General features: G+C 71.6%; 17 protein-coding genes. 4 read left to right on the top strand and 13 right to left on the bottom strand.

Features of this window, described 5'->3' with window-relative positions; translation table 11 throughout:
- Positions 1-3: 3 nt before the first annotated feature.
- The 6 genes from R4P08_RS13830 to ftsH are packed head-to-tail and all read right to left on the bottom strand — an operon-like array spanning position 4 to position 5,395.
- A complete protein-coding gene (locus R4P08_RS13830) occupies positions 4-480 on the bottom strand; it encodes a DUF3180 domain-containing protein (RefSeq protein WP_317814471.1) in 477 nt (158 codons plus the stop codon).
- A 1-nt stretch (position 481) separates the two neighbouring features.
- Positions 482-1,006 carry a 2-amino-4-hydroxy-6-hydroxymethyldihydropteridine diphosphokinase gene (folK, locus tag R4P08_RS13825; RefSeq protein ID WP_317814470.1) on the bottom strand — a complete coding sequence of 175 codons (525 nt, stop codon included), beginning with the start codon at positions 1,004-1,006 and terminating at the stop codon, positions 482-484.
- Positions 1,003-1,398 carry a dihydroneopterin aldolase gene (gene folB, locus R4P08_RS13820; protein WP_317814469.1) on the bottom strand — a complete coding sequence of 132 codons (396 nt, stop codon included), beginning with the start codon at positions 1,396-1,398 and terminating at the stop codon, positions 1,003-1,005. The genes folK and folB overlap by 4 nt, the downstream gene beginning before the upstream one ends.
- Positions 1,398-2,219 (bottom strand): dihydropteroate synthase, encoded by an 822-nt coding sequence (folP, locus tag R4P08_RS13815; protein ID WP_317814540.1) that lies wholly within the window; start codon positions 2,217-2,219, stop codon positions 1,398-1,400. The genes folB and folP overlap by 1 nt, the downstream gene beginning before the upstream one ends.
- Positions 2,220-2,260: 41 nt before the next feature.
- Entirely contained in the window at positions 2,261-2,884 is a 624-nt protein-coding gene (gene folE, locus R4P08_RS13810) for a GTP cyclohydrolase I FolE (RefSeq protein WP_317814468.1), read from the bottom strand.
- Between the two features lie 33 nt (positions 2,885-2,917).
- Positions 2,918-5,395, bottom strand: a complete 2,478-nt coding sequence (gene ftsH, locus R4P08_RS13805; RefSeq protein ID WP_317814467.1) for an ATP-dependent zinc metalloprotease FtsH — start codon at positions 5,393-5,395, stop codon at positions 2,918-2,920.
- Positions 5,396-5,575: 180 nt separating this feature from the next.
- Between ftsH and R4P08_RS13800 the strand changes: the two genes are divergently transcribed.
- Entirely contained in the window at positions 5,576-6,904 is a 1,329-nt protein-coding gene (locus R4P08_RS13800; protein ID WP_317814466.1) for an amidase, read from the top strand.
- A 7-nt stretch (positions 6,905-6,911) separates the two neighbouring features.
- Here the strand turns inward: R4P08_RS13800 and R4P08_RS13795 are convergent, their stop codons facing one another.
- From R4P08_RS13795 to dacB, 6 genes are all read right to left on the bottom strand, one after another.
- Complete coding sequence (locus tag R4P08_RS13795; protein ID WP_317814465.1) at positions 6,912-7,148, bottom strand: DUF1059 domain-containing protein; 237 nt, start codon at positions 7,146-7,148, stop codon at positions 6,912-6,914.
- A gap of 99 nt (positions 7,149-7,247) precedes the next feature.
- On the bottom strand, positions 7,248-8,081 hold the full coding sequence (locus R4P08_RS13790; protein ID WP_317814464.1) for a sigma-70 family RNA polymerase sigma factor: 834 nt from the start codon (positions 8,079-8,081) through the stop codon (positions 7,248-7,250).
- 47 nt (positions 8,082-8,128) lie between these two features.
- The gene (locus tag R4P08_RS13785; RefSeq protein WP_317814463.1) at positions 8,129-9,664 is read right to left on the bottom strand and encodes an acyl-CoA synthetase; all 1,536 of its coding nucleotides are present in this window, start codon (positions 9,662-9,664) and stop codon (positions 8,129-8,131) included.
- Between the two features lie 125 nt (positions 9,665-9,789).
- Positions 9,790-10,347, bottom strand: coding sequence for a hypoxanthine phosphoribosyltransferase (gene hpt, locus R4P08_RS13780; RefSeq protein ID WP_317814462.1), 558 nt, complete (start codon positions 10,345-10,347; stop codon positions 9,790-9,792).
- A complete protein-coding gene (gene tilS / locus R4P08_RS13775; protein WP_411741208.1) occupies positions 10,340-11,395 on the bottom strand; it encodes a tRNA lysidine(34) synthetase TilS in 1,056 nt (351 codons plus the stop codon). The genes hpt and tilS overlap by 8 nt, the downstream gene beginning before the upstream one ends.
- Positions 11,382-12,776, bottom strand: coding sequence for a D-alanyl-D-alanine carboxypeptidase/D-alanyl-D-alanine-endopeptidase (gene dacB / locus R4P08_RS13770; protein ID WP_317814461.1), 1,395 nt, complete (start codon positions 12,774-12,776; stop codon positions 11,382-11,384). Before dacB ends, tilS begins: the two co-directional genes overlap by 14 nt.
- A 185-nt stretch (positions 12,777-12,961) precedes the next feature.
- Between dacB and R4P08_RS13765 the strand changes: the two genes are divergently transcribed.
- From R4P08_RS13765 to R4P08_RS13755, 3 genes are all read left to right on the top strand, one after another.
- The gene (locus tag R4P08_RS13765; RefSeq protein ID WP_317814460.1) at positions 12,962-13,474 is read left to right on the top strand and encodes an inorganic diphosphatase; all 513 of its coding nucleotides are present in this window, start codon (positions 12,962-12,964) and stop codon (positions 13,472-13,474) included.
- A 240-nt stretch (positions 13,475-13,714) separates the two neighbouring features.
- Positions 13,715-14,383, top strand: a complete 669-nt coding sequence (locus R4P08_RS13760) for a TetR/AcrR family transcriptional regulator (RefSeq protein WP_317814459.1) — start codon at positions 13,715-13,717, stop codon at positions 14,381-14,383.
- 9 nt (positions 14,384-14,392) lie between these two features.
- Complete coding sequence (locus R4P08_RS13755; RefSeq protein ID WP_317814458.1) at positions 14,393-16,792, top strand: MMPL family transporter; 2,400 nt, start codon at positions 14,393-14,395, stop codon at positions 16,790-16,792.
- 130 nt (positions 16,793-16,922) lie between these two features.
- On the opposite strand, the gene R4P08_RS13750 is transcribed toward R4P08_RS13755, so the two are convergent.
- On the bottom strand, positions 16,923-17,795 hold the full coding sequence (locus tag R4P08_RS13750) for a crotonase/enoyl-CoA hydratase family protein (RefSeq protein ID WP_317814457.1): 873 nt from the start codon (positions 17,793-17,795) through the stop codon (positions 16,923-16,925).
- Between the last annotated feature and the right edge of the window lie 16 nt (positions 17,796-17,811).

Raw genomic sequence — 17,811 nt, 5'->3', positions numbered from 1 at the left:
GGCTCAGGTGGGCTGTGCCAGACCCCTGGCGTCCTCATCCGGCGGCGGGGTCTCGCACGCCGACTCGAGGAACAATCCGGCGCCCACCAGTAGCGCCCCGGAGACGAGGACCGCCACGGACGCGGGGAGTTCGTCTCCGGCGGCAGCCAGTTCGCCGAGTCTCGGCAGGAAGTACAGGACCAGGCCCGTGCCCAGCCCTCCGGCCACGGACCCGAGAACCGCCGACGCCTGACCGAGTGCTGCGCACCGGGCGATGGTGAGCGGGTGCATCTGGCTGCGGTCCTGCCCGACCCCGCCGTCGTCGATCGCCGATCGGATCCGGAGCGCGAGGAGCAGGTCGATCAACGCCACCACCGGCAGCGTCACCCAGCCCCAGCCGATGGGCGGCAGCGCCCCGAGGAACGAGCCGGTCAACACATAGGAGGCCACCCCTGCGACGAGCGCGATCAGCAGGAGCGTGGAGTAGGCGATCCGGGCCATGTCAGGCGGTCCACCCTTCTGGGGCCAACGCGTGGTCCAGGCGACGTACCGCGGCGACGTCTGAGGGATCGAGCTCCTCGAGGTGCTCCCTCAGGGGCCGGTCACCCAGGCTCGCCCCCGGCTCGAGCTCGAGCCACGGGATCAGGACGAACGCGCGCTCGGACGCACGGGGGTGAGGCAGCGTGAGGATCCGGTCCTCGGAGACCACCTCCACCCCGTCGACTGCGGCCGCCACCACGTCCACGTCGAGCGTCCGTGGCCCCCAGCGAACCTCGCGGGTGCGGCCGGCGGCGCGCTCCCGTTCGAATCCCCACTCGAGGACGTCCCGCGGGGACCCCGGATGTTCGACGACGAGGACCGCGTTGAGGAAGTCGTCCTGCGCCACCCCGCCCCACGGAGGGGTGGCGTAGACCGACGAGACGTCGCGGAGCATCCCGCCGTCGGCCGCGTCGGCCGCCACACCCCGGAGCAGGGACAGCGCGTCACCCTGGTTCCCGCCGATCGACAGGACCGCCCGACAGGTCACGCCGTCCTCCCCGTCTGGCCGCCGCCGCCCTCGCGTGAGCGCCGGGCCACCACCGCGACGTCAGCGAACTCGGCAGGGATGGGGGCCTGCGGCTTGTGCAGCGTCACCTCCACCGCGTGGGCTCCCGGGGCGAGATCCATGATCCCGTCGGCGATCCGGGAGGCGACGGTCTCGATGAGATCGCAGGGCTCCCCGGCCACGACGTCGCGAGCGAACAGCGCCAGAGCGCCGTAGTCGACCGTGTCGGCGAGGTCGTCGGAAGCGGCGGCCGCGGTGAAGTCGGTCCACAGCACCAGGTCCACCAGGAAGTCCTGACCGTCGCGCTTCTCGTGGTCGAAGACACCGTGGTTCCCGCGGACCTTCAGGCCCCGGAGTTCTATGCGGTCCGCCATCAGCCCTGCCCCGCTCCCCCGGCCGCCCACGCGGCGGCCACCCGTACCGCGTCGGCGCTGGGCGCCACGTCGTGCACACGGACCGCCCAGGCGCCGGCCGCGGCGGACAGTGACGTGATGGCTGCGGTGGCCGGATCACGCCGGGCCACCGCGCGCGGCTCTTCGTGGACATCGGCCAGCAGTGCACCGAGGAACCGCTTCCGGGAGGCGGCCACCAGGACGGGGAATCCGAGCTCGATGAGGCGGTCGAGTCCATGGAGCAGCGCCCAGTTGTCGGCTGCGTCCTTGGCGAACCCCAGGCCCGGGTCCAGCACGATCGAGCTCTCGTGGACTCCCGCGGACAGCGCCGCGTCGACCCTGCGCGCCAGGTGGTCGCGAACCGACGCCACCACATCCCCGCCGTGATCGGAGCGGCCGCCGGCGCCCGCCCGGTACTCGTCCGGCGTCACCCAGTGCATGAGGATGACGGGACAACCGTGGTCGGCGACGACCGACAGCATGTCGGGGTCCGCGAGGCCTCCGGAGACGTCGTTGATGATCTCCGCACCCGCCCCGAGGGCGTCAGCGGCGACCGACGAGCGCATGGTGTCGACGGAGACGGTGACGCCGTCCGCAGCGAGCGCCCGGACCAGCGGGATGACGCGGCTGGCCTCGTCATTCCGGTCCACCCGGATGGCCCCGGGCCTGGTGGATTCCCCGCCCACGTCGAGCAGGTCGGCGCCCTCGGCGACCAGCTGCCGGGCGTGCGCGAGGGCAGCCCCGGGGGCCAGGTGGCGCCCACCGTCGGAGAAGGAGTCCGCCGTGACGTTGACGATGCCCATCACCGCGCAGCGGCCCGGGCGCGGCAGGACGTCCGAGCGGGTCACGTACCGCGCAGGAGGCCGAGCGCCTCCGCCCTGCTGGCGGCGTTGGACCGCATGATCCCGCGGACCGCGGAGGTGGTGGTGACCGAACCGGGTTTGCGGATCCCGCGCATGGCCATGCACAGGTGCTCGCACTCGATCACCACGATGACACCGGAGGGATCGAGCTTGTCCACCAGTGCATCCGCTATCTGACTGGTGAGCCGCTCCTGGACCTGCGGCCGCTTGGCGTAGAGGTCCGCGAGCCGGGCGAGCTTGCTCAGCCCGGTGACCGCACCCGAGCGTCCCGGGATGTACCCGATGTGGGCCACTCCGTGGAACGGCACCAGGTGGTGCTCGCAGGTGGAGTAGATGGGGATGTCCCGCACCAGCACCAACTCGCGATGATCCTCGTCGAAGGTCTTGGACAGCACCTCGGCGGGATCGGTGAACATCCCCGCGAAGATCTCGCGGTACGCCCGGGTGACGCGGGCCGGGGTGTCCCGCAGGCCCTCTCGGTCCGGGTCCTCGCCCACGGCGAGCAGGAGTTCACGGACAGCGGCCTCGGCGCGCTCGGCGTCGAACACGCTGCCGGTGGACACCGACCGGGCGTCGGCCGGGGGTATGTGGTCAGGGGTCGTCATCAATCCTCTTCTCGCACGGAACCTACCGGTGGGTCAGTCGTCACGTTCCCACGGGGCACGCCAGCCGGGTTCCTTGTCCTCCCGCCGGCGGGATCCGCCTCCGCGACCACTACCCTCCACCGCCGACCACGCACGGGTCGATCCTTCCGGCGCGGCAGGCGTGGGCGGGGAGTCCTCGCCGCGGGTGGACTCTCGGCCGCTGGACTCTTCAGCAGCGGGTTCGTTGCGGGGCGACTCCCGATGCGCGGGGGCCGCCGGGAGCCGGGTGGTCTCGGCACCACTCGGGCCGGGGCCACCGTTCGGTAGCGGGCTGCCGCCGGGCAGCGGGCTGCCGCCGGGCGTCGTGCTGCGCGGGGGCCAGCCCGGTGCCGACCAGCCCGGGGGCGGCGGGGTGCCGTACGCCGGGATCCCGGACTGCGACGAGCCGGCCGGGACCGACTCGCGACGGGGCCCGACCCCGGGTCCGGTCACGCCTCCCCCGGTGGGGTCCGGCTCTCCGGAGCCTCCGGGCTCACGCCCCGCCGGCAGGACGGACTTGGCGAACGGATCGGTCACCGGCGGCGGCCACGGCTCGCCACGTTCCTTGGCCAGCTCTCCCGGGGTCTTGATGGGCGGCACCGTCGACGGGATGCGACCGCCGAAGTCGTCGAACTCGGTGATCCTGGGACGCTTGACCACGTCGACGAAGAGCCTGGTGAGATCGTCCTGGCGCAGCGTCTCCTTCTCGAGCAGCTCGCCGGCGGTGGAATCCAGGATCTCCCGGTTGGACTCGAGAACCCGCCAGGCCTCGGTGTGCGCGGCGTCGATGATCCGTCGGACCTCGTCGTCGATGATCTTGGCGACCTCCGGGGAGTGTTCCGCGCCCGAGCCGCCGCCGCGGCCGAGGAACGGGTCCCCGCCCTCGCCGCCGTACCTGACGGCCCCGAGCTTGGCGCTCATGCCGTACTCGGCGACCATCGTCCGAGCGATCCGCGTGGCCTGCTCGATGTCCGAGCTGGCGCCGGAGGTCGGCTCGCCGAAGACGTATTCCTCAGCGGCGCGGCCACCCATGGCCATCACGATGCGCGCGATCATGTCGGCGCGGGTCATGAGCGACTTGTCGTCCTCGGGGACGACCAGCGCGTGTCCGCCCGTGCGGCCGCGGGCGAGGATCGTGACTTTGTGGACCGGTTCCAGATCCTCCATCGCCCACGCGGCCAGGGCGTGGCCGGACTCGTGGTAGGCGGTGACCTTCTTCTCGTGCTCACTGATCACGCGGTGCTTGCGGCGCGGACCGCCCACCACCCGGTCGGTGGCCTCCTCGAGGATGTCGATCGAGATCTCGTCCCGACCCATCCGGGCGGCCAGCAGCGCACCCTCGTTGAGCACGTTGGCCAGATCGGCGCCGGACATGCCGATCGTGCGCCGTGCCAGCGACCGCATGTCCACGTCCTCGGCCAGCGGTTTCCCCACCGAGTGCACGGCGAGGATGGCCTCGCGACCACGCAGGTCCGGGTTGGTCACCGGCACCTGCCGGTCGAAACGCCCTGGACGCAGCAGGGCCGGGTCCAGGACGTCCGGGCGGTTGGTGGCGGCGATGAGGATGACCGTCTCGCGATCGCTGAACCCGTCCATCTCCACCAGCAACTGGTTGAGCGTCTGTTCGCGCTCGTCGTGGCCGCCTCCGGTACCGGATCCCCGGTGCCGGCCCACGGCGTCGATCTCGTCGACGAACACGATGCAGGGAGCGTTCTGCTTGGCCTTCTCGAACAGGTCGCGCACACGCGAGGCGCCGACGCCCACGAACATCTCCACGAAGTCCGAGCCGGAGATCGAGTAGAACGGCACCCCGGCCTCGCCGGCCACAGCACGCGCGAGCAGGGTCTTGCCCGTTCCGGGCGGGCCGTAGAGCAGGACGCCGCGGGGGATCTTGGCCCCGAGCCGCTCGTACCGCGCCGGGTTCTGGAGGAAGTCCTTGATCTCGTTGAGCTCCTCCACCGCCTCGTCCTCGCCCGCCACATCGGCGAACGTGGTCTGGGGCATGTCCTTGGTGAACTCGACCGCACGCGACTTGCCCACACCGAACAGCCCGCCCTTGCCACCCTGCATGCGGGACATGAAGAAGAACAGCAGCCCGAAGAGGATGAGCATGGGCAGCAGGAACGACGCCATCTGCGCGAGGAAGCCCTGCTGGGTGACCGTCGTGTCGTACTTCTCCGGTTCGGCCGCGGCGATCCGGTCGAAGATCTGGTCCGCCGCCCGTTCCGGGTATTTGGCGATGAGCTGGTCGGTCTCGTCCTCACCCTCTTCCGGGGTGATCGGAGACTCGAGAGTGAGCCGGAGCTGCTGCTCCCGGTCCTCGATGGTGGCTTCCTTGACGTTCCCGGCGTCGATCTGCGCGAGCACCACCGAGGTGTCGACCTCGGCGTAACCCCGCTCGTCGTTCGCGAAGAACGAGAACCCGACGATCGCCAGGATGATGGCACCCGCGATCGCCACGTTGCGGAAAACGGTGTTGCTCTTGCGTTCCATTCGGTCCTCGTGTGCGAAGGACGGCCCAGCCGGTCGGCGGACCTGTTGTACGACTGACGTCCCATGGGACTGACGTCGTTGATATCGCCCCAGGCTACCTGCGAAGTCCGACAGCCGACCGCGCTGATCGCCACGGGCGCACAGTCCGCCGTGTCCGACCCCCGTCGTACGATCGTGTCCGTGACCACTCCTCCGCTCAGTGCCGCCAGGACCGCCGCGGCGGTGCAGTCCGGCGCCCTCGGCGCGCTGGAGTCGCTCGACGCCGCCTTCGATCGTGTCGCGGACCTGGACCCGTCGCTCCGCGCCTTCACCACCCTCCTGCGTGCGGACGGCCGCTCCACCGGGGCCGCCGTGGACGCACTGGACCCGGCCGCCCGGTCGTCGCTCCCCCTGGCCGGTGTACCGCTGGCCATCAAGAGCACGGTGAGTCTGGACAACCCGGTGGTGGCGCCCCTCCTGGCGGCCGGTGCGATCCCGGTGGGCATCACCGCGGCACCCCAGCTGTGCACCTGGGGGATGACGGACTCGGAGGAGCACGGGATCACGCGCAATCCCCGTGACGTCTCGCGGTCCGCCGGCGGCTCCTCGGGCGGGTCCGCGGCGGCCGTGGCGTCCGGGATGGTTCCCCTCGCGGTGGGTGACGACGGGATGGGCTCCCTGCGGATCCCCGCCGCGGCCTGCGGCATCGTGACGATCAAGCCCGGCCCGGGGGTCGTGCCCACGCGACTCGGCGGCGACAACTGGGGGCACCGGGCCGAATCGGGTCCGCTCGCGAGGACGGTCGAGGACGTGGCCCTGGCGCTGTCCGTGATGTCCGGGCGACCCGGGCTCGCCACGCTCTCCCCTGTGCCCGGCGGGACCCGCATCGGACTGTCCACCACCAGCCCGATCAGGCTCGGCCGTGATCTGGTGCGCGTCCAGGAGCCGTGGAAGCGGGCGGCCGGGGAGGCCGCGGCGCATCTCGAGGCGGCCGACCTCGTCGTCGTCGACACCCCCCTGCCGTCCCCACGCGACCCGATCCTCTACCTGGCGCGCTGGACGTCGGCCGTCGCCCGGGCGGCGGAGGAGGACAACCTCCCGCTGTCGGCGATGGAGCGGCGGACCCGGCACCACGCCCTGCTCGGCCGCACCGTGTTCCGGCACGGCGGCGCCGGGGACGGGGACACCCGTTGGAACCGCGCGACCGAGGCCCTGCGCTCCGACGTCGAGCGGGCCATGGACGCCGCGGGCGTGGACGTGTGGCTCACCCCGGCGTTGGCCGACGTACCGCCGGAGGCCACCGCGTGGCACCAGCGGTCGTGGGGACGCTCGCTCTGGGCGTCGATGCGGTTCTCGCCGTTCACCCCGCTGGCCAACGTGCTCGGTTGGCCCGCCATGTCCGTGCCCTGCGGCCGGACCCACACCCCGCTCGGGCGGGAACTGCCCACCTCTGTCCAGCTGGTCGGTCGGCCCGGGTCGGAGGCCACCCTTCTCGCGCTGGCCGCGGTGATCGAGAAGGGCGGGGCCTGACGGCCGGTCAGTCCTCCGGCAGTTCGGCGAAGCGCGCCTTGACGTCGTTGTACCACCCGAGCGCCTTCCGGGGACGCAGCCAGCGCCCCTTCATGTCCTTGCGCGCGGGACCGTGGGCCTCGTCGCCGGCACTGACGCGTTCCTTGAGGTGCGCGTCCTGGGCGTTGATCACGTCGTCCGCGGACTCGCCGCGGTGGGCGAGGTCGCACGGGCCGCCGAGGTCTCTGCAGGTCATCGTTTTCATGGGATCGGTCCTCCGGTGTCTCCGGGTAGCGCCGGGTGCGCTCCTCACCATGATGACGAGTGGCGGCTCCGGAGTGTGACCGATCCGCCGCGGGTGGGATCACCGCGGGTCACCGTCCCGTCGACGTCGGATGGTCGCCAGTGCCCCGGGCTCCGCACGGAAATCGATACGGGACACGCGGCCACCGGAGACGCGGAAGTCGAACGCCACCCGCGCGACGCCGCGGTCGAACCACGCGGCCCCCGGCCGGCCGTGGACGAACACCGGCAACGCGGAGGCCGCCGCGCCGTCGAAGAACTCCGCCACCGCGTCGCGCCCCTCGATGAGCGCGGGCGTGCCGATCCCCACGGCCACCGGGTCGCCGGCCACCACGACGTCCGGCGCGAGCAGCTCCAGGAGGCGGGAGAACTCGCCGCTGCGGGAGGCGGTGAGGAAGGCGTCGACGACGAACCACTCCGCCTGCACGTCCGTGGGCCCCGGCCGGGAGACCTTCGACCGGGCCCTCGACGCGAGTTTGCGGGCCGCGGCCGGCCTGCAGTCCAGCACCCCCGCGATGGTGGGGAAGTCGACCGAGAACGAGTCGTGGAGGACGAACGCCACCCGCTCGGCGGGGCTGAGCCGGTCGAGGACCACGCTCAGCGCCTCCCCCACCGAGTCGGCGAGGACGGCCTCGTCGGCCGGGTCGGGGACAGCGGCGGCGCGGTCGACGGGCTCGTGCGGCTGCGGCACCGCCGCCCTGAGCCGGTCCAGGCAGAGCCGGGTGACGACCGTGGTGAGCCAGCCCGGGAGATTGTCGATCGCCGCCTCGGCCCGGGCCAACCGCAGCCACGCCTGCTGCACCACGTCCTCGGCCTCCACCGGGTCGCCCAGCACCCGGCCCGCGATCCGCACCAGCCGAGGGCGCTCGCACTCGAACTCCCCTGCCAGCTCCATCTCCCGGATCCTCCTCGCGGCGGGCTGGGGGTGCTACCGCAGACGGGTCAGACGTACTGCTCCACGATCCGGCGCTTCACCAGCTTGCCCGTGGGCGTGCGGGGCAGTTCGTCGACGAAGTCCACGCCGCGCGGGATCTTGAAGTCCGACACGTGGCCCCGCAGCGAGCCGAGGATCTCCTCGCCCAGACCCGGGTCGCCCGCGCGGTCGGCGGCGGGCACCACCACGGCGTGGACCTTCTCGCCCAGATCCTCGTCCGGGATCCCGATCACCGCGACGTCCTCGACCGCCGGGTGCAGCGCGAGTGCGTTCTCGATCTCCTGCGGGTAGATGTTCACGCCGCCGGAGATGATGGTGAACGACTTGCGGTCGGTCAGGTAGAGGAAGCGGTCGGAGTCCAGGTAGCCCACGTCGCCGAACGTGGACCAGTTGGGGTGCTCGGGGTGGAAGACGGACGCCGTCTTCTCCGGGTCCCCGTGATAGGTGAACGTGCCCTCGTCCTGCTGCCAGTAGATGCTGCCGATCTCGCCGGTGGGGAGCTCCCGGCCCTCGTCATCGCAGATGTGCGCGATGCCCTTGAGCCCGTCGCGGCCCACCGACCCGGGGTGTTCGAGCGCCTCCTGCGAGTTGATGAACGTGATGCCCATGCCCTCGGTGGCCGAGTAGTACTCGTGGATCACCGGGCCCCACCACTCGATCATCCGGCGCTTGACCTCCGGTGGACACGGGGCGGCGGCGTGGATTGCGTGGGTCATGCTGGAGACGTCGTAGCGCGCCCGCGTCTCCTCCGGCAGTTTGAGCATCCGCACGAACATCGTCGGCACCCACTGCGAGTGCGTCACCCGGTACTGCTCGATCAGCCGCAGCGATTCCTCGGCGTCGAAGCGGTCCATGAGGACCACGGTCCCGCCGACGGAGTTGACCACGCCGCAGAACCGGAGCGGCGCCGCGTGGTACAGCGGCGCGGGGCACAGATAGACGCTGTCGGCGTCGAAGGCGTAGAGGAAGCTGAACACCGGCGTGTAGACGTCGGGAACCTGGTCGATCTGCCCCTCCGGCGGGTCCACGCGGACGCCCTTGGGCCGGCCGGTGGTGCCGGAGGAATAGAGGAAGTCGTGGCCCCGGGGCTGGTCGGCGGGCGGTTCGGTGGACTTGCCCTCGAGCAGCGAGCGGTAGTCCTCGAATCCCTCCAGCGCACCGCCGAACACCACCCGGTGCTCGACCTCGGGGTGCGCCCCCGGGGACAGGTCGACGTGGTCCGCCACGGGCGCGGAGACGAAGAGGGCGCGCGCGCCGCAGTCACCGACGATGTAGGAGGACTCGTCGGCCGTCAGGTGATGATTGATGGCGGCGATGTAGAGACCGACCCGCAGGGCGGCCCAGTAGATCTCGACCATCTCGAGGGTGTTGTCCGAGACCACGGCGATGGTCTCACCGGGCTCCAGACCCCAGTCGTCGGTCAGCACGTGGGCGAGCTGGGCCGACCTGGCCTCGAGCTCTGCGTAGGTGATCTGCTCGCCCGTCGCGGGACGGATCACGGCGGGCTTGTCGGGCGTGGTGGCGGCGAAGGTACCTGGGAACATGCCGTCAGGCTAACCGCCCGAAGTGACCTGGATCACGCAATTGGCAGACACGTGTCCAACAAAGAGGAGAACCTACAACGCAGGCCGGAGCCGGGCAGGCGGCCGAGTCCCGGGGGACTCGCCCCTCAGGAGTACATGCGCGGGTGCAGCTTGCCGATGTACGGCAGGTCGCGGTATCGCTCGGCAAAGTCGAGGCCGTAGCCCACGACGAACTCGTTGGGGATGTCGAACCCGATCTCGAGGATGTCGAGGTCGGCCTTGACCGCGTCGGGCTTGCGCAGCAGGGTCACGATCTCGAGCGAGCGCGGGTTGCGGGTCCGGAGGTTGCGCATCAGCCAGGACAGGGTCAGTCCGGAGTCGATGATGTCCTCGACGATGATCACGTCGCGGTCGGCGATGTCCCGGTCGAGGTCCTTGAGGATCCGCACGACACCCGAGGAGCTGGTCGAGGAGCCGTACGAGCTGACCGCCATGAACTCCAGCTCGGAGGGGATGGTCAGCGCGCGGGCGAAGTCGGAGACGAAGATCGCGGCGCCCTTGAGGACGGCGACCAGCACGACCTCCTGCTCGGCGTCCTTGTACCGCTCCCCGATCGCGGCGCCCATCTCCACGATCCGGTCCCGGATCACATCGACGTCGATGAGAACCGATTCGATCTCGTCGGCGTACTTGTCGCTATGCATCTTGCGTCCCCGCTCCGCTGGCCCGGTCGATCTCCAGGACCACCTTTCCATGCCGGCGCCGGGCGACCAACCTCCCCCGGTCCTCGGCCACACCCGTTCCCGCCGACCCGGTGCCGCCCACCGCCACCCCGCCCTGCCCGCGCCACTCCGTCACGAGCGCGGCGATCGCCTGCAGGTGCACGTACGTGGGTGCGGACACGCCCCGGTCAAGGAGCCACCGACGCAGGACCCGGGTCAGCACAGCCGGCGGCAACGGCTCCAGGACCGAGACGTCCAGAGCGCCGTCCGAGCCGACGGACACGGCGGCGGCGAGGCGGTCCAACTCGTCGTCGTCGACACGGAGCAGTCCCGCGGTCCGCGCCAGCCCCTCGGCGACCCCGCCCCCCAGGACGTCCTCGAGCAGCGGGAGGACCTCGCGGCGCAGGCGGACGCGCGTGAAAGCCGGGTCGGTGTTGTGCGGGTCCTCCCACCAGTCCACGCCGATCGCGCGGCAGGTGGCGCGGGTGTCGGTGGTGCGCACCCCGAGCAGCGGGCGCCCCCACGGCGCGTCCCAGGCGGCCATCCCGCTCAGCGATCGCGCGCCGGAACCACGGCCCAGACCGAGCAGGACGGTCTCGGCCTGGTCGTCGAGGGTGTGGGCGAGCAGGACGGGCCGGCCGGCGCGCGCGGCGTCGAGCGCGGCGAACCGCGCCGTGCGGGCGGCGGCCTCGGGGCCGGAACCGTCGGGCTGGACGACGACGACGAGGACCTGCGCCTCCGCCCCCAGCCCGCGGGCTGCCCCGGCGGCATCCCGGGCGATCCGAGCCGAGCCCGGTTGCAGCCCGTGGTCCACGACGAGGGCGGTCACGGAGCCGAACTCGACGGCGGCGGCCGCCGTGAGGGCCAGCGAGTCGGCACCTCCGGACAGCGCCACGCAGACGTCGTCGCCGACCTCGGGGTGCGCGCGCCGGAACGCGCGTACGGCCGCGCGCACGGTCCACGCCGAGCCGGTCCAGGCCGAGCCGGGCCGGGCGGGTCCGGGCCGGGCGGGTCCGCTACCGGCAGCCACAGGATCTCAGCGCGGCGGCGATCTGGTCCAGGACGGCCCGCGCGTCGGCGGGATCGGTGCCGGACGACAGCAGCGCGAAGCTCATCGTCCGGCCGTCCGTGCTGGTCACGGTCCCGGCGAGCGCGCTGGTCCCGGCGAGCGTCCCGGTCTTGGCGCGCACCCAGCCGGCGCCCGGGGCGGCCGGTCCGTCGAAGCGGTCGATCAGGGTCCCCGAGCCGGCGGCGACGGGCAGGGTGTCGAGCAGGTCGCGCATCTCGCGGGTCGCGTCCGGCGCGGCGGCGGTCCGCAGGACGTCGGTGAGAACGGAGGCGGAGAGCCGGTTGCCGGGGCTCATCCCCGAGCAGTCGTCCAGGTGGACGCCGGTCATGTCGAGTCCCCGCTCCGTCAGGGTCTCCACCACCGCGGCGGTCCCGGCGGTGAAACCGGCCGGCTGGTCGGGGTTCCGGTCGAGCGCCACCTCGCGGCAGATCGCCTCGGCCAGGACATTGTCCGAGTGCACGAGCATCGAGCGCACGCGCTCGGTGAGGGGTGCGGACGACACGCGCCCGAGCTCAGCGGCCGTCTCGACGGACTCCGTGGCGACCCGGACCCGCTCGGGGTCGACGCCCAGCTCTCGGGCGAGCGCGCGTCCGGCGGCCAGCGCGGGCTCGGCGCTGCGGGGCGAGTACTCGTCGGCCGGGTCGAGGCGGCCGGCGTCGAGCATCCACGGCTGGATGGGGGCGATGTTCCCCGCCGCGATCTCGGACGTCGCCCACCCGGGGCCCAGCCCCGGTCCGGTGTACGGGCCCGGGGACACGACGATCCGCGCGGGCGTGAGACCCGCTGCGCGGACCACGTCGGCGGCCTGTGCGAGCGTGGCCGCGCCCGGGAAGAGCGGGCCGGGCTCGGCGCCGCGGGACATGGTGGGGTCGCCCCCGGGCACCACGACGAGGGTGTCCGGCTCGGCGCCGCGGGCCAGGACGGTGTCCACACGGGCGTCGGCCGGCAACCGGGTGAGCGCCGCGACCGCGGTGAGGAGCTTGGTGGTGGACGCCGGGACCTTGGCGTCGCGCGGGCGGCGCTCCCAGAGGACCTGCCCGGTGGCGTCGTCCACCACGCTGGCGGTGAGGTCGCCCACGGCCGGGGCCGAGGCGAGGGGCCCGAGGATCCGCTCCAGCGCGGCCGGGTCCGGGGACGGTGCCGCGCCATCGGCGGCCAGGAGCGCGGGGGACGGCGGCGGCGCTGCGGGCGTAGAGGCCTCGCGGCCCCCGCGCAGGTCGTCGCGGACGTCGGTGAGGAGCGCCGCCGCCACGAGCCCGGCCACCAGCAGGGCGACGACGACGAGGACGACCCCGATCCGCCAGGTCCGGCCCCGCCCGCGCCACACACCCCGCTCGGTCACGGACCGCCGCCCTCCTAAGACTCTTCCCCACCCGCGGCCACCTGCCGCCGCGCCATCAATGCACCCACGCTAGCGGTCGTCGTGACGTCGGACACCCCCGGTGCGGCGCGGCCTACTAGAATCGGACCGGAATTTCCCGGGAGAGCGTCCCGGGCCCGGAGAATGACGATGAGCGAGGTACGCCAGTGTCCGTCGAAGTGACCATCGAGATCCCCAAGGGCTCGCGCAACAAGTACGAGATCGACCACGAGACCGGGAAGATCTACCTCGACCGCTTCCTCTTCACCTCGATGGGCTACCCCGCCGACTACGGCTACATCGACAAGACGCTGGCGGACGACGGCGATCCCTGCGACGCGCTGGTGCTCCTCGACGAGTCGGTCTACCCCGGCGTCATCATCAAGACCCGCGTCGTGGCCGTCTACACGATGTCCGACGAGGCCGGCGGCGACGACAAGCTGCTGTGCGTGCCGGTCCTGGATCCGCGCTGGGAGCACATCCAGGACGTCGGCGACGTCCCGGACTTCGAGCTCAAGGCGATCGAGCACTTCTTCCTGCACTACAAGGACCTCGAGCCGAACAAGCACGTCACCCCGGGTGAATGGCGCGACAAGGAGTTCGCCGAGAAGCTCATCGTCGAGGGCTTCGAGAACTTCCGCAAGCACCCCGAGGAGAAGGCCGAGCCCTTCCGCGGCTGACCTACGCTCCGGCTCGCGCGCGAGAGGACCCCGGCACGGATCGTCGTGTCGGGGTCCTTCTCTGTACCGGGGTCTCTTCCGTGTCGGGGTCTCAGCGGTGCCGGGGTCCTCTTCTGTGTCGGGGTCTCAGCGGTGCCGGGGCGCCCATACCCGACGGGGCCCGTCGACGTGACCATAATCACGTTCATTTCAGTCCTCTGCAACTTTGCACGACCATGCAGAATCCGTACGGTGGTTCGAGTGACCTCCGACTGCCTGAAGCCCCGCGGACTGCGTGCGGCCAAGAAGGAACAGACCCGCGGCGCGCTCTCCGACGCCGCGCTCACGCTCGTGAGTGAGCGCGGGTACGAGGCCACCACGGTCGACGCGATCGCCCACGCCGCGGGCGTCTCGGTCCGCACCTTCCACAACCACTTCCCCGGCAAGGCCGCCGCACTCACGCACCTCGCGGCCGACCTCATCGGGGAGTACCACGACGAGCTCCGCGCGCAGCCCGACTCGGTGAGTTGCGCGGACGCCCTGCGAGACGCCTGGCGCACGATGTTGGACCGGCACCGCGGGGATGTAGCCACGCTCAGCGCGCTCATCGACGCCATCGAATCCAACCCGGACCTGCGTCGATACCTGGAGGACGCGCATCCGGACGTCAGCGGCAAGGGCGTCGCCGAGATCGCCCGCCGGCTCGGTCTGGACCCGGCCACCTCGGCGATCCCGCGGGTCGTCACCGAGATGACCTTCACCTTCGCCGTCACGGTCATCCGGTTGCACGCCTCACCGGACTTCCCCGACCGCACCCAGGACCAACTGCTCGACGAGGCGTTCTCCGCGCTGCCACTGCTCGTCGCACCACCACCGCTCGTTGCCGCACCACCGCTCGTCGCCGCACCACCGACCGACTCCCCCCACTAGGAGCACCACATGGCTTCCTTCCTCTACCGCATCGGACGCGGCTCGTTCCGGCGCTGGCCGCTCGTGATCGGCGCCTGGCTGGCCGTCCTGGCTGTCGTCGGCGGACTCGCCGGGGCGTTCTCCGCCCCCGCTGTCAGTTCCTTCTCCATCCCCGGCATCCCCTCCGAGCGGGCGCAGGACCTGCTCACCGAGCGGTTCCCGTCGGAATCCGACCAGGACCCGCAGTCCGCACCGACCTTCAAGATGGTCATCGCGACCGAGGACTCGAGCCCACTGACGTCTCCTGAGAACCAGGAGAACGTCGCGAGGGTCCTGGACTCGATCCGCGCGATCCCGGGGCTCGCGGCCCCTGACGCCGTGGGCACCCTCGGGTTGCCCGCGGAGGCGTTCGAGGGCAGCGAGCCCGGCGACCAGCCCTGGGTCACCGCCGTAGGGGTCCAGTCCGACGGGCTGATCGAACAGTCCACCGGCAGCGGCATCGACCGGGCGCAGGCGGAGAAGGACGCGGCCACGCTCTCCCCACTGTCGCCGGACGAGTCCGTCTACTCAGTCCAGGCCGGCTTCGACACCGAGACCACACCGTCCGCCGTCGACGTGACCGACGAGCAGCGCCAGGCGCTCGAGTCCGTCGTCGCCGCCGGCGAGGACCTGGGCCTCGAGGTGGCCTACAACGGCAACGCGGCCCAGGACATGGGTGCGATCGGGTTCACCTCGGAGATCATCGGCATCGTCGTGGCCCTGATCGTCCTGGCAATCACCTTCGGCTCGATCGTCGCCGCCGGCCTCCCCATCTTCACCGCGATCGTCGGCGTCGGGATCGCCGTCCTGTCGGTCCACGCACTCTCCGGCTCCATCGAGGTCAACGACATGACCCCGATCCTCGCCACGATGCTCGGGCTGGCCGTCGCGATCGACTACTCGCTGTTCATCGCGAGCCGCTACAAGCACGAGATCAGACTCACCGAGGACAGGGCGCACGCCGCCGGGCGGGCGGTCGGCACGGCCGGCTCCGCCGTCGTGTTTGCCGGACTCACGGTGTTCATCGCCCTCGTCGCGCTGACCGTCGTCGGGATCCCGTTCCTGTCCACCATGGCGCTGGCTGCCGCCGGGGCCGTCGTGGTCTCGGTCCTGATCGCCCTCACCCTGCTGCCCGCCGTGTTCGGCGCGCTCAAGGGCAACGTCTTCAAGGGCAACGTGCCGAAGGTAACCGCCCCGGACCCGGAGGACGAGGGCGTCAACACCGCCGGCGAACGCTTTGCCAAGGCGATGCGAGCCAAGCCGTGGGTCGGTCTGGCCGCCGGGATCGTGATCCTGGCCCTTCTCGCCATCCCGGTGGGCTCGATGCGCCTCGCACTGCCGTCGGACACCACCGCGGAGCAGGGCACCCCGGCCCGCGACGCCTCCGACCTGCTCGAGCGCGGGTTCGGCGCCGGCGCCAACGCGCCGTTGCTCGCGGTCATCGACGCCACCGGCATCCCGGCCGAGGAGCGCGCCGACGCGTTCCAGACCGCCGCCGCCGACTTCCGCGCGATGGACGGCGTGGTCAACGCCCAGGTCGTCCTGACCAACGGCGACCCGGCCGACCCGCTGACCGCGGACACCGCCCAGATCCTCGTGTCCCCCTCGACCGGCCCGACCGACGAGGCCACCGAGGACCTGCTGCACACGATGCGCGACCACGCCGGGCAGTTCACCGAGGAGACCGGCGCGAACTACGGCATCACCGGGATCACCGCCATCCAGTCGGATGTGTCCGAGCGCCTCTCCGACGCGCTCGTGCCGTACCTGGCCATCGTCTCCGGCCTGGCGTTCCTGCTGCTGATGCTGGTGTTCCGCTCGATCGTCGTCCCGCTCACCGCCGCGCTCGGCTTCCTGCTCTCGGTCCTGGCGACCCTCGGTGCGACCGTGGCGATCTTCCAGTGGGGCTGGTTCGGGATGGTCGAGGGCAACCCGCTCATCAGCTTCCTGCCCATCATGCTCATCGGCCTGGTGTTCGGCCTGGCCATGGACTACCAGGTGTTCCTGGTCTCCCGGATGCGCGAGGCCTACTCGCACGGCGAGTCCGCCTCCGACGCCGTGGTCCACGGCTACAAGTACGGTGCCCGTGTGGTCAGCGCCGCCGCGGTGATCATGATGAGCGTGTTCGGCGGATTCATCCTCATGGACATGGCGTTCATCGCGACCATGGGCTTTGCCCTCGCGGCCGCCGTGTTCTTCGACGCCTTTGTCGTGCGGATGGTCATCATGCCGTCGTTGATGTACCTGATCGGCGACAAGGCGTGGTGGTTGCCCGGCTGGCTGGACAAGATCCTGCCGAAGGTGGACATCGAGGGCGAGAACCTCGCGGTGGACGCCCCGGCGAGCGCGGCCGACCCGGCCGACGAGCGGGAGCTGGTCCACACCCGCTGACCGGCACCGACGACGAGAGCGTCCCGCGCACCCGCCACTCTGGCGATGTGCGCGGGACGCTCTTCGCGTTGCTGCCCGGGCCGCCCAGGCCTCGCCCGACCTCGCCCGACCTTGCCCGGCCTCGCCCGGCTCAGCGGCCGGTGAACTCCGCGGGGCGCTTCTCCAGCGTCGACGAGATGGCCTCCATCATGTCGGCGGAGGCCAGGAAACCGGCGTTCCACGTGGCCACGTAGCGGTTGGACTCGTAGATCTGCCCGTCGATCCCCCGGTTCAGCACCTCGCGCGTTCCGCGGACGACGAGCGGCGGGTTGCCCGCGATCTCCGCGGCGGTCGCGTGGGCCGAGTCGAGTACGCCGGCGGCTGAGTCGGGGCCGTCGGCGACGTGGGTGATCAACCCGTAGCGCAGCGCCGTCTGGGCGTCGATGTCCCGGCCGGTCAGCGCCAGCTCGCGGGTCAGCCCCTGGCCGATGATGTGCGGCAACCGACCGAGCGAGCCCATGTCGGCGACGATGCCCACCTTGACCTCGCGGATCGAATAGGTGGAGTCGGCTGCGCCGTGGCGGACGTCGCAGGCGGAGATCAGGTCCATGGCGCCACCGATGCAGCGGCCCTGGATGGCGGCCACGGTGGGCGTGCGGGCCGCGGCCACCGCGTCGATGGCTTGGCGCATGGTCTCCACGAAGTCCAGGATCCGCTCGTTGCGGGAGGCGTCAGGCGCGGCGTCCGCGGGCAGGAACTCCATGAACTGCGGCATCATCGCCACGAGGTCCAGGCCGTAGGAGAAGTTGCGGCCCTCCCCGGCGATGACGGCCGCGCGGATCTGCGGATCGGCGTCGAGCTCGGCCATCACGCGGGGCATCTCGGCCCAGAAGTCCGGGCCCATGCCGTTGTGGGGTCCGGGCCCGATCAGCGTCACCTGCGCGACGTGCGGGTCCCGGGCCCCCTTCTCGATGCGGACGGAGGCGAACTCCCCGGGCGTGACCGAGGTGGTGGGTGTGCTCATGCGCTCAGCATGCCAA

This window comes from Rhodococcus sp. IEGM 1408 (assembly GCF_033142235.1).
Classification (GTDB): Bacteria; Actinomycetota; Actinomycetes; order Mycobacteriales; family Mycobacteriaceae; genus Dietzia.
This window is presented reverse-complemented; position numbering and strand designations above follow the sequence as displayed.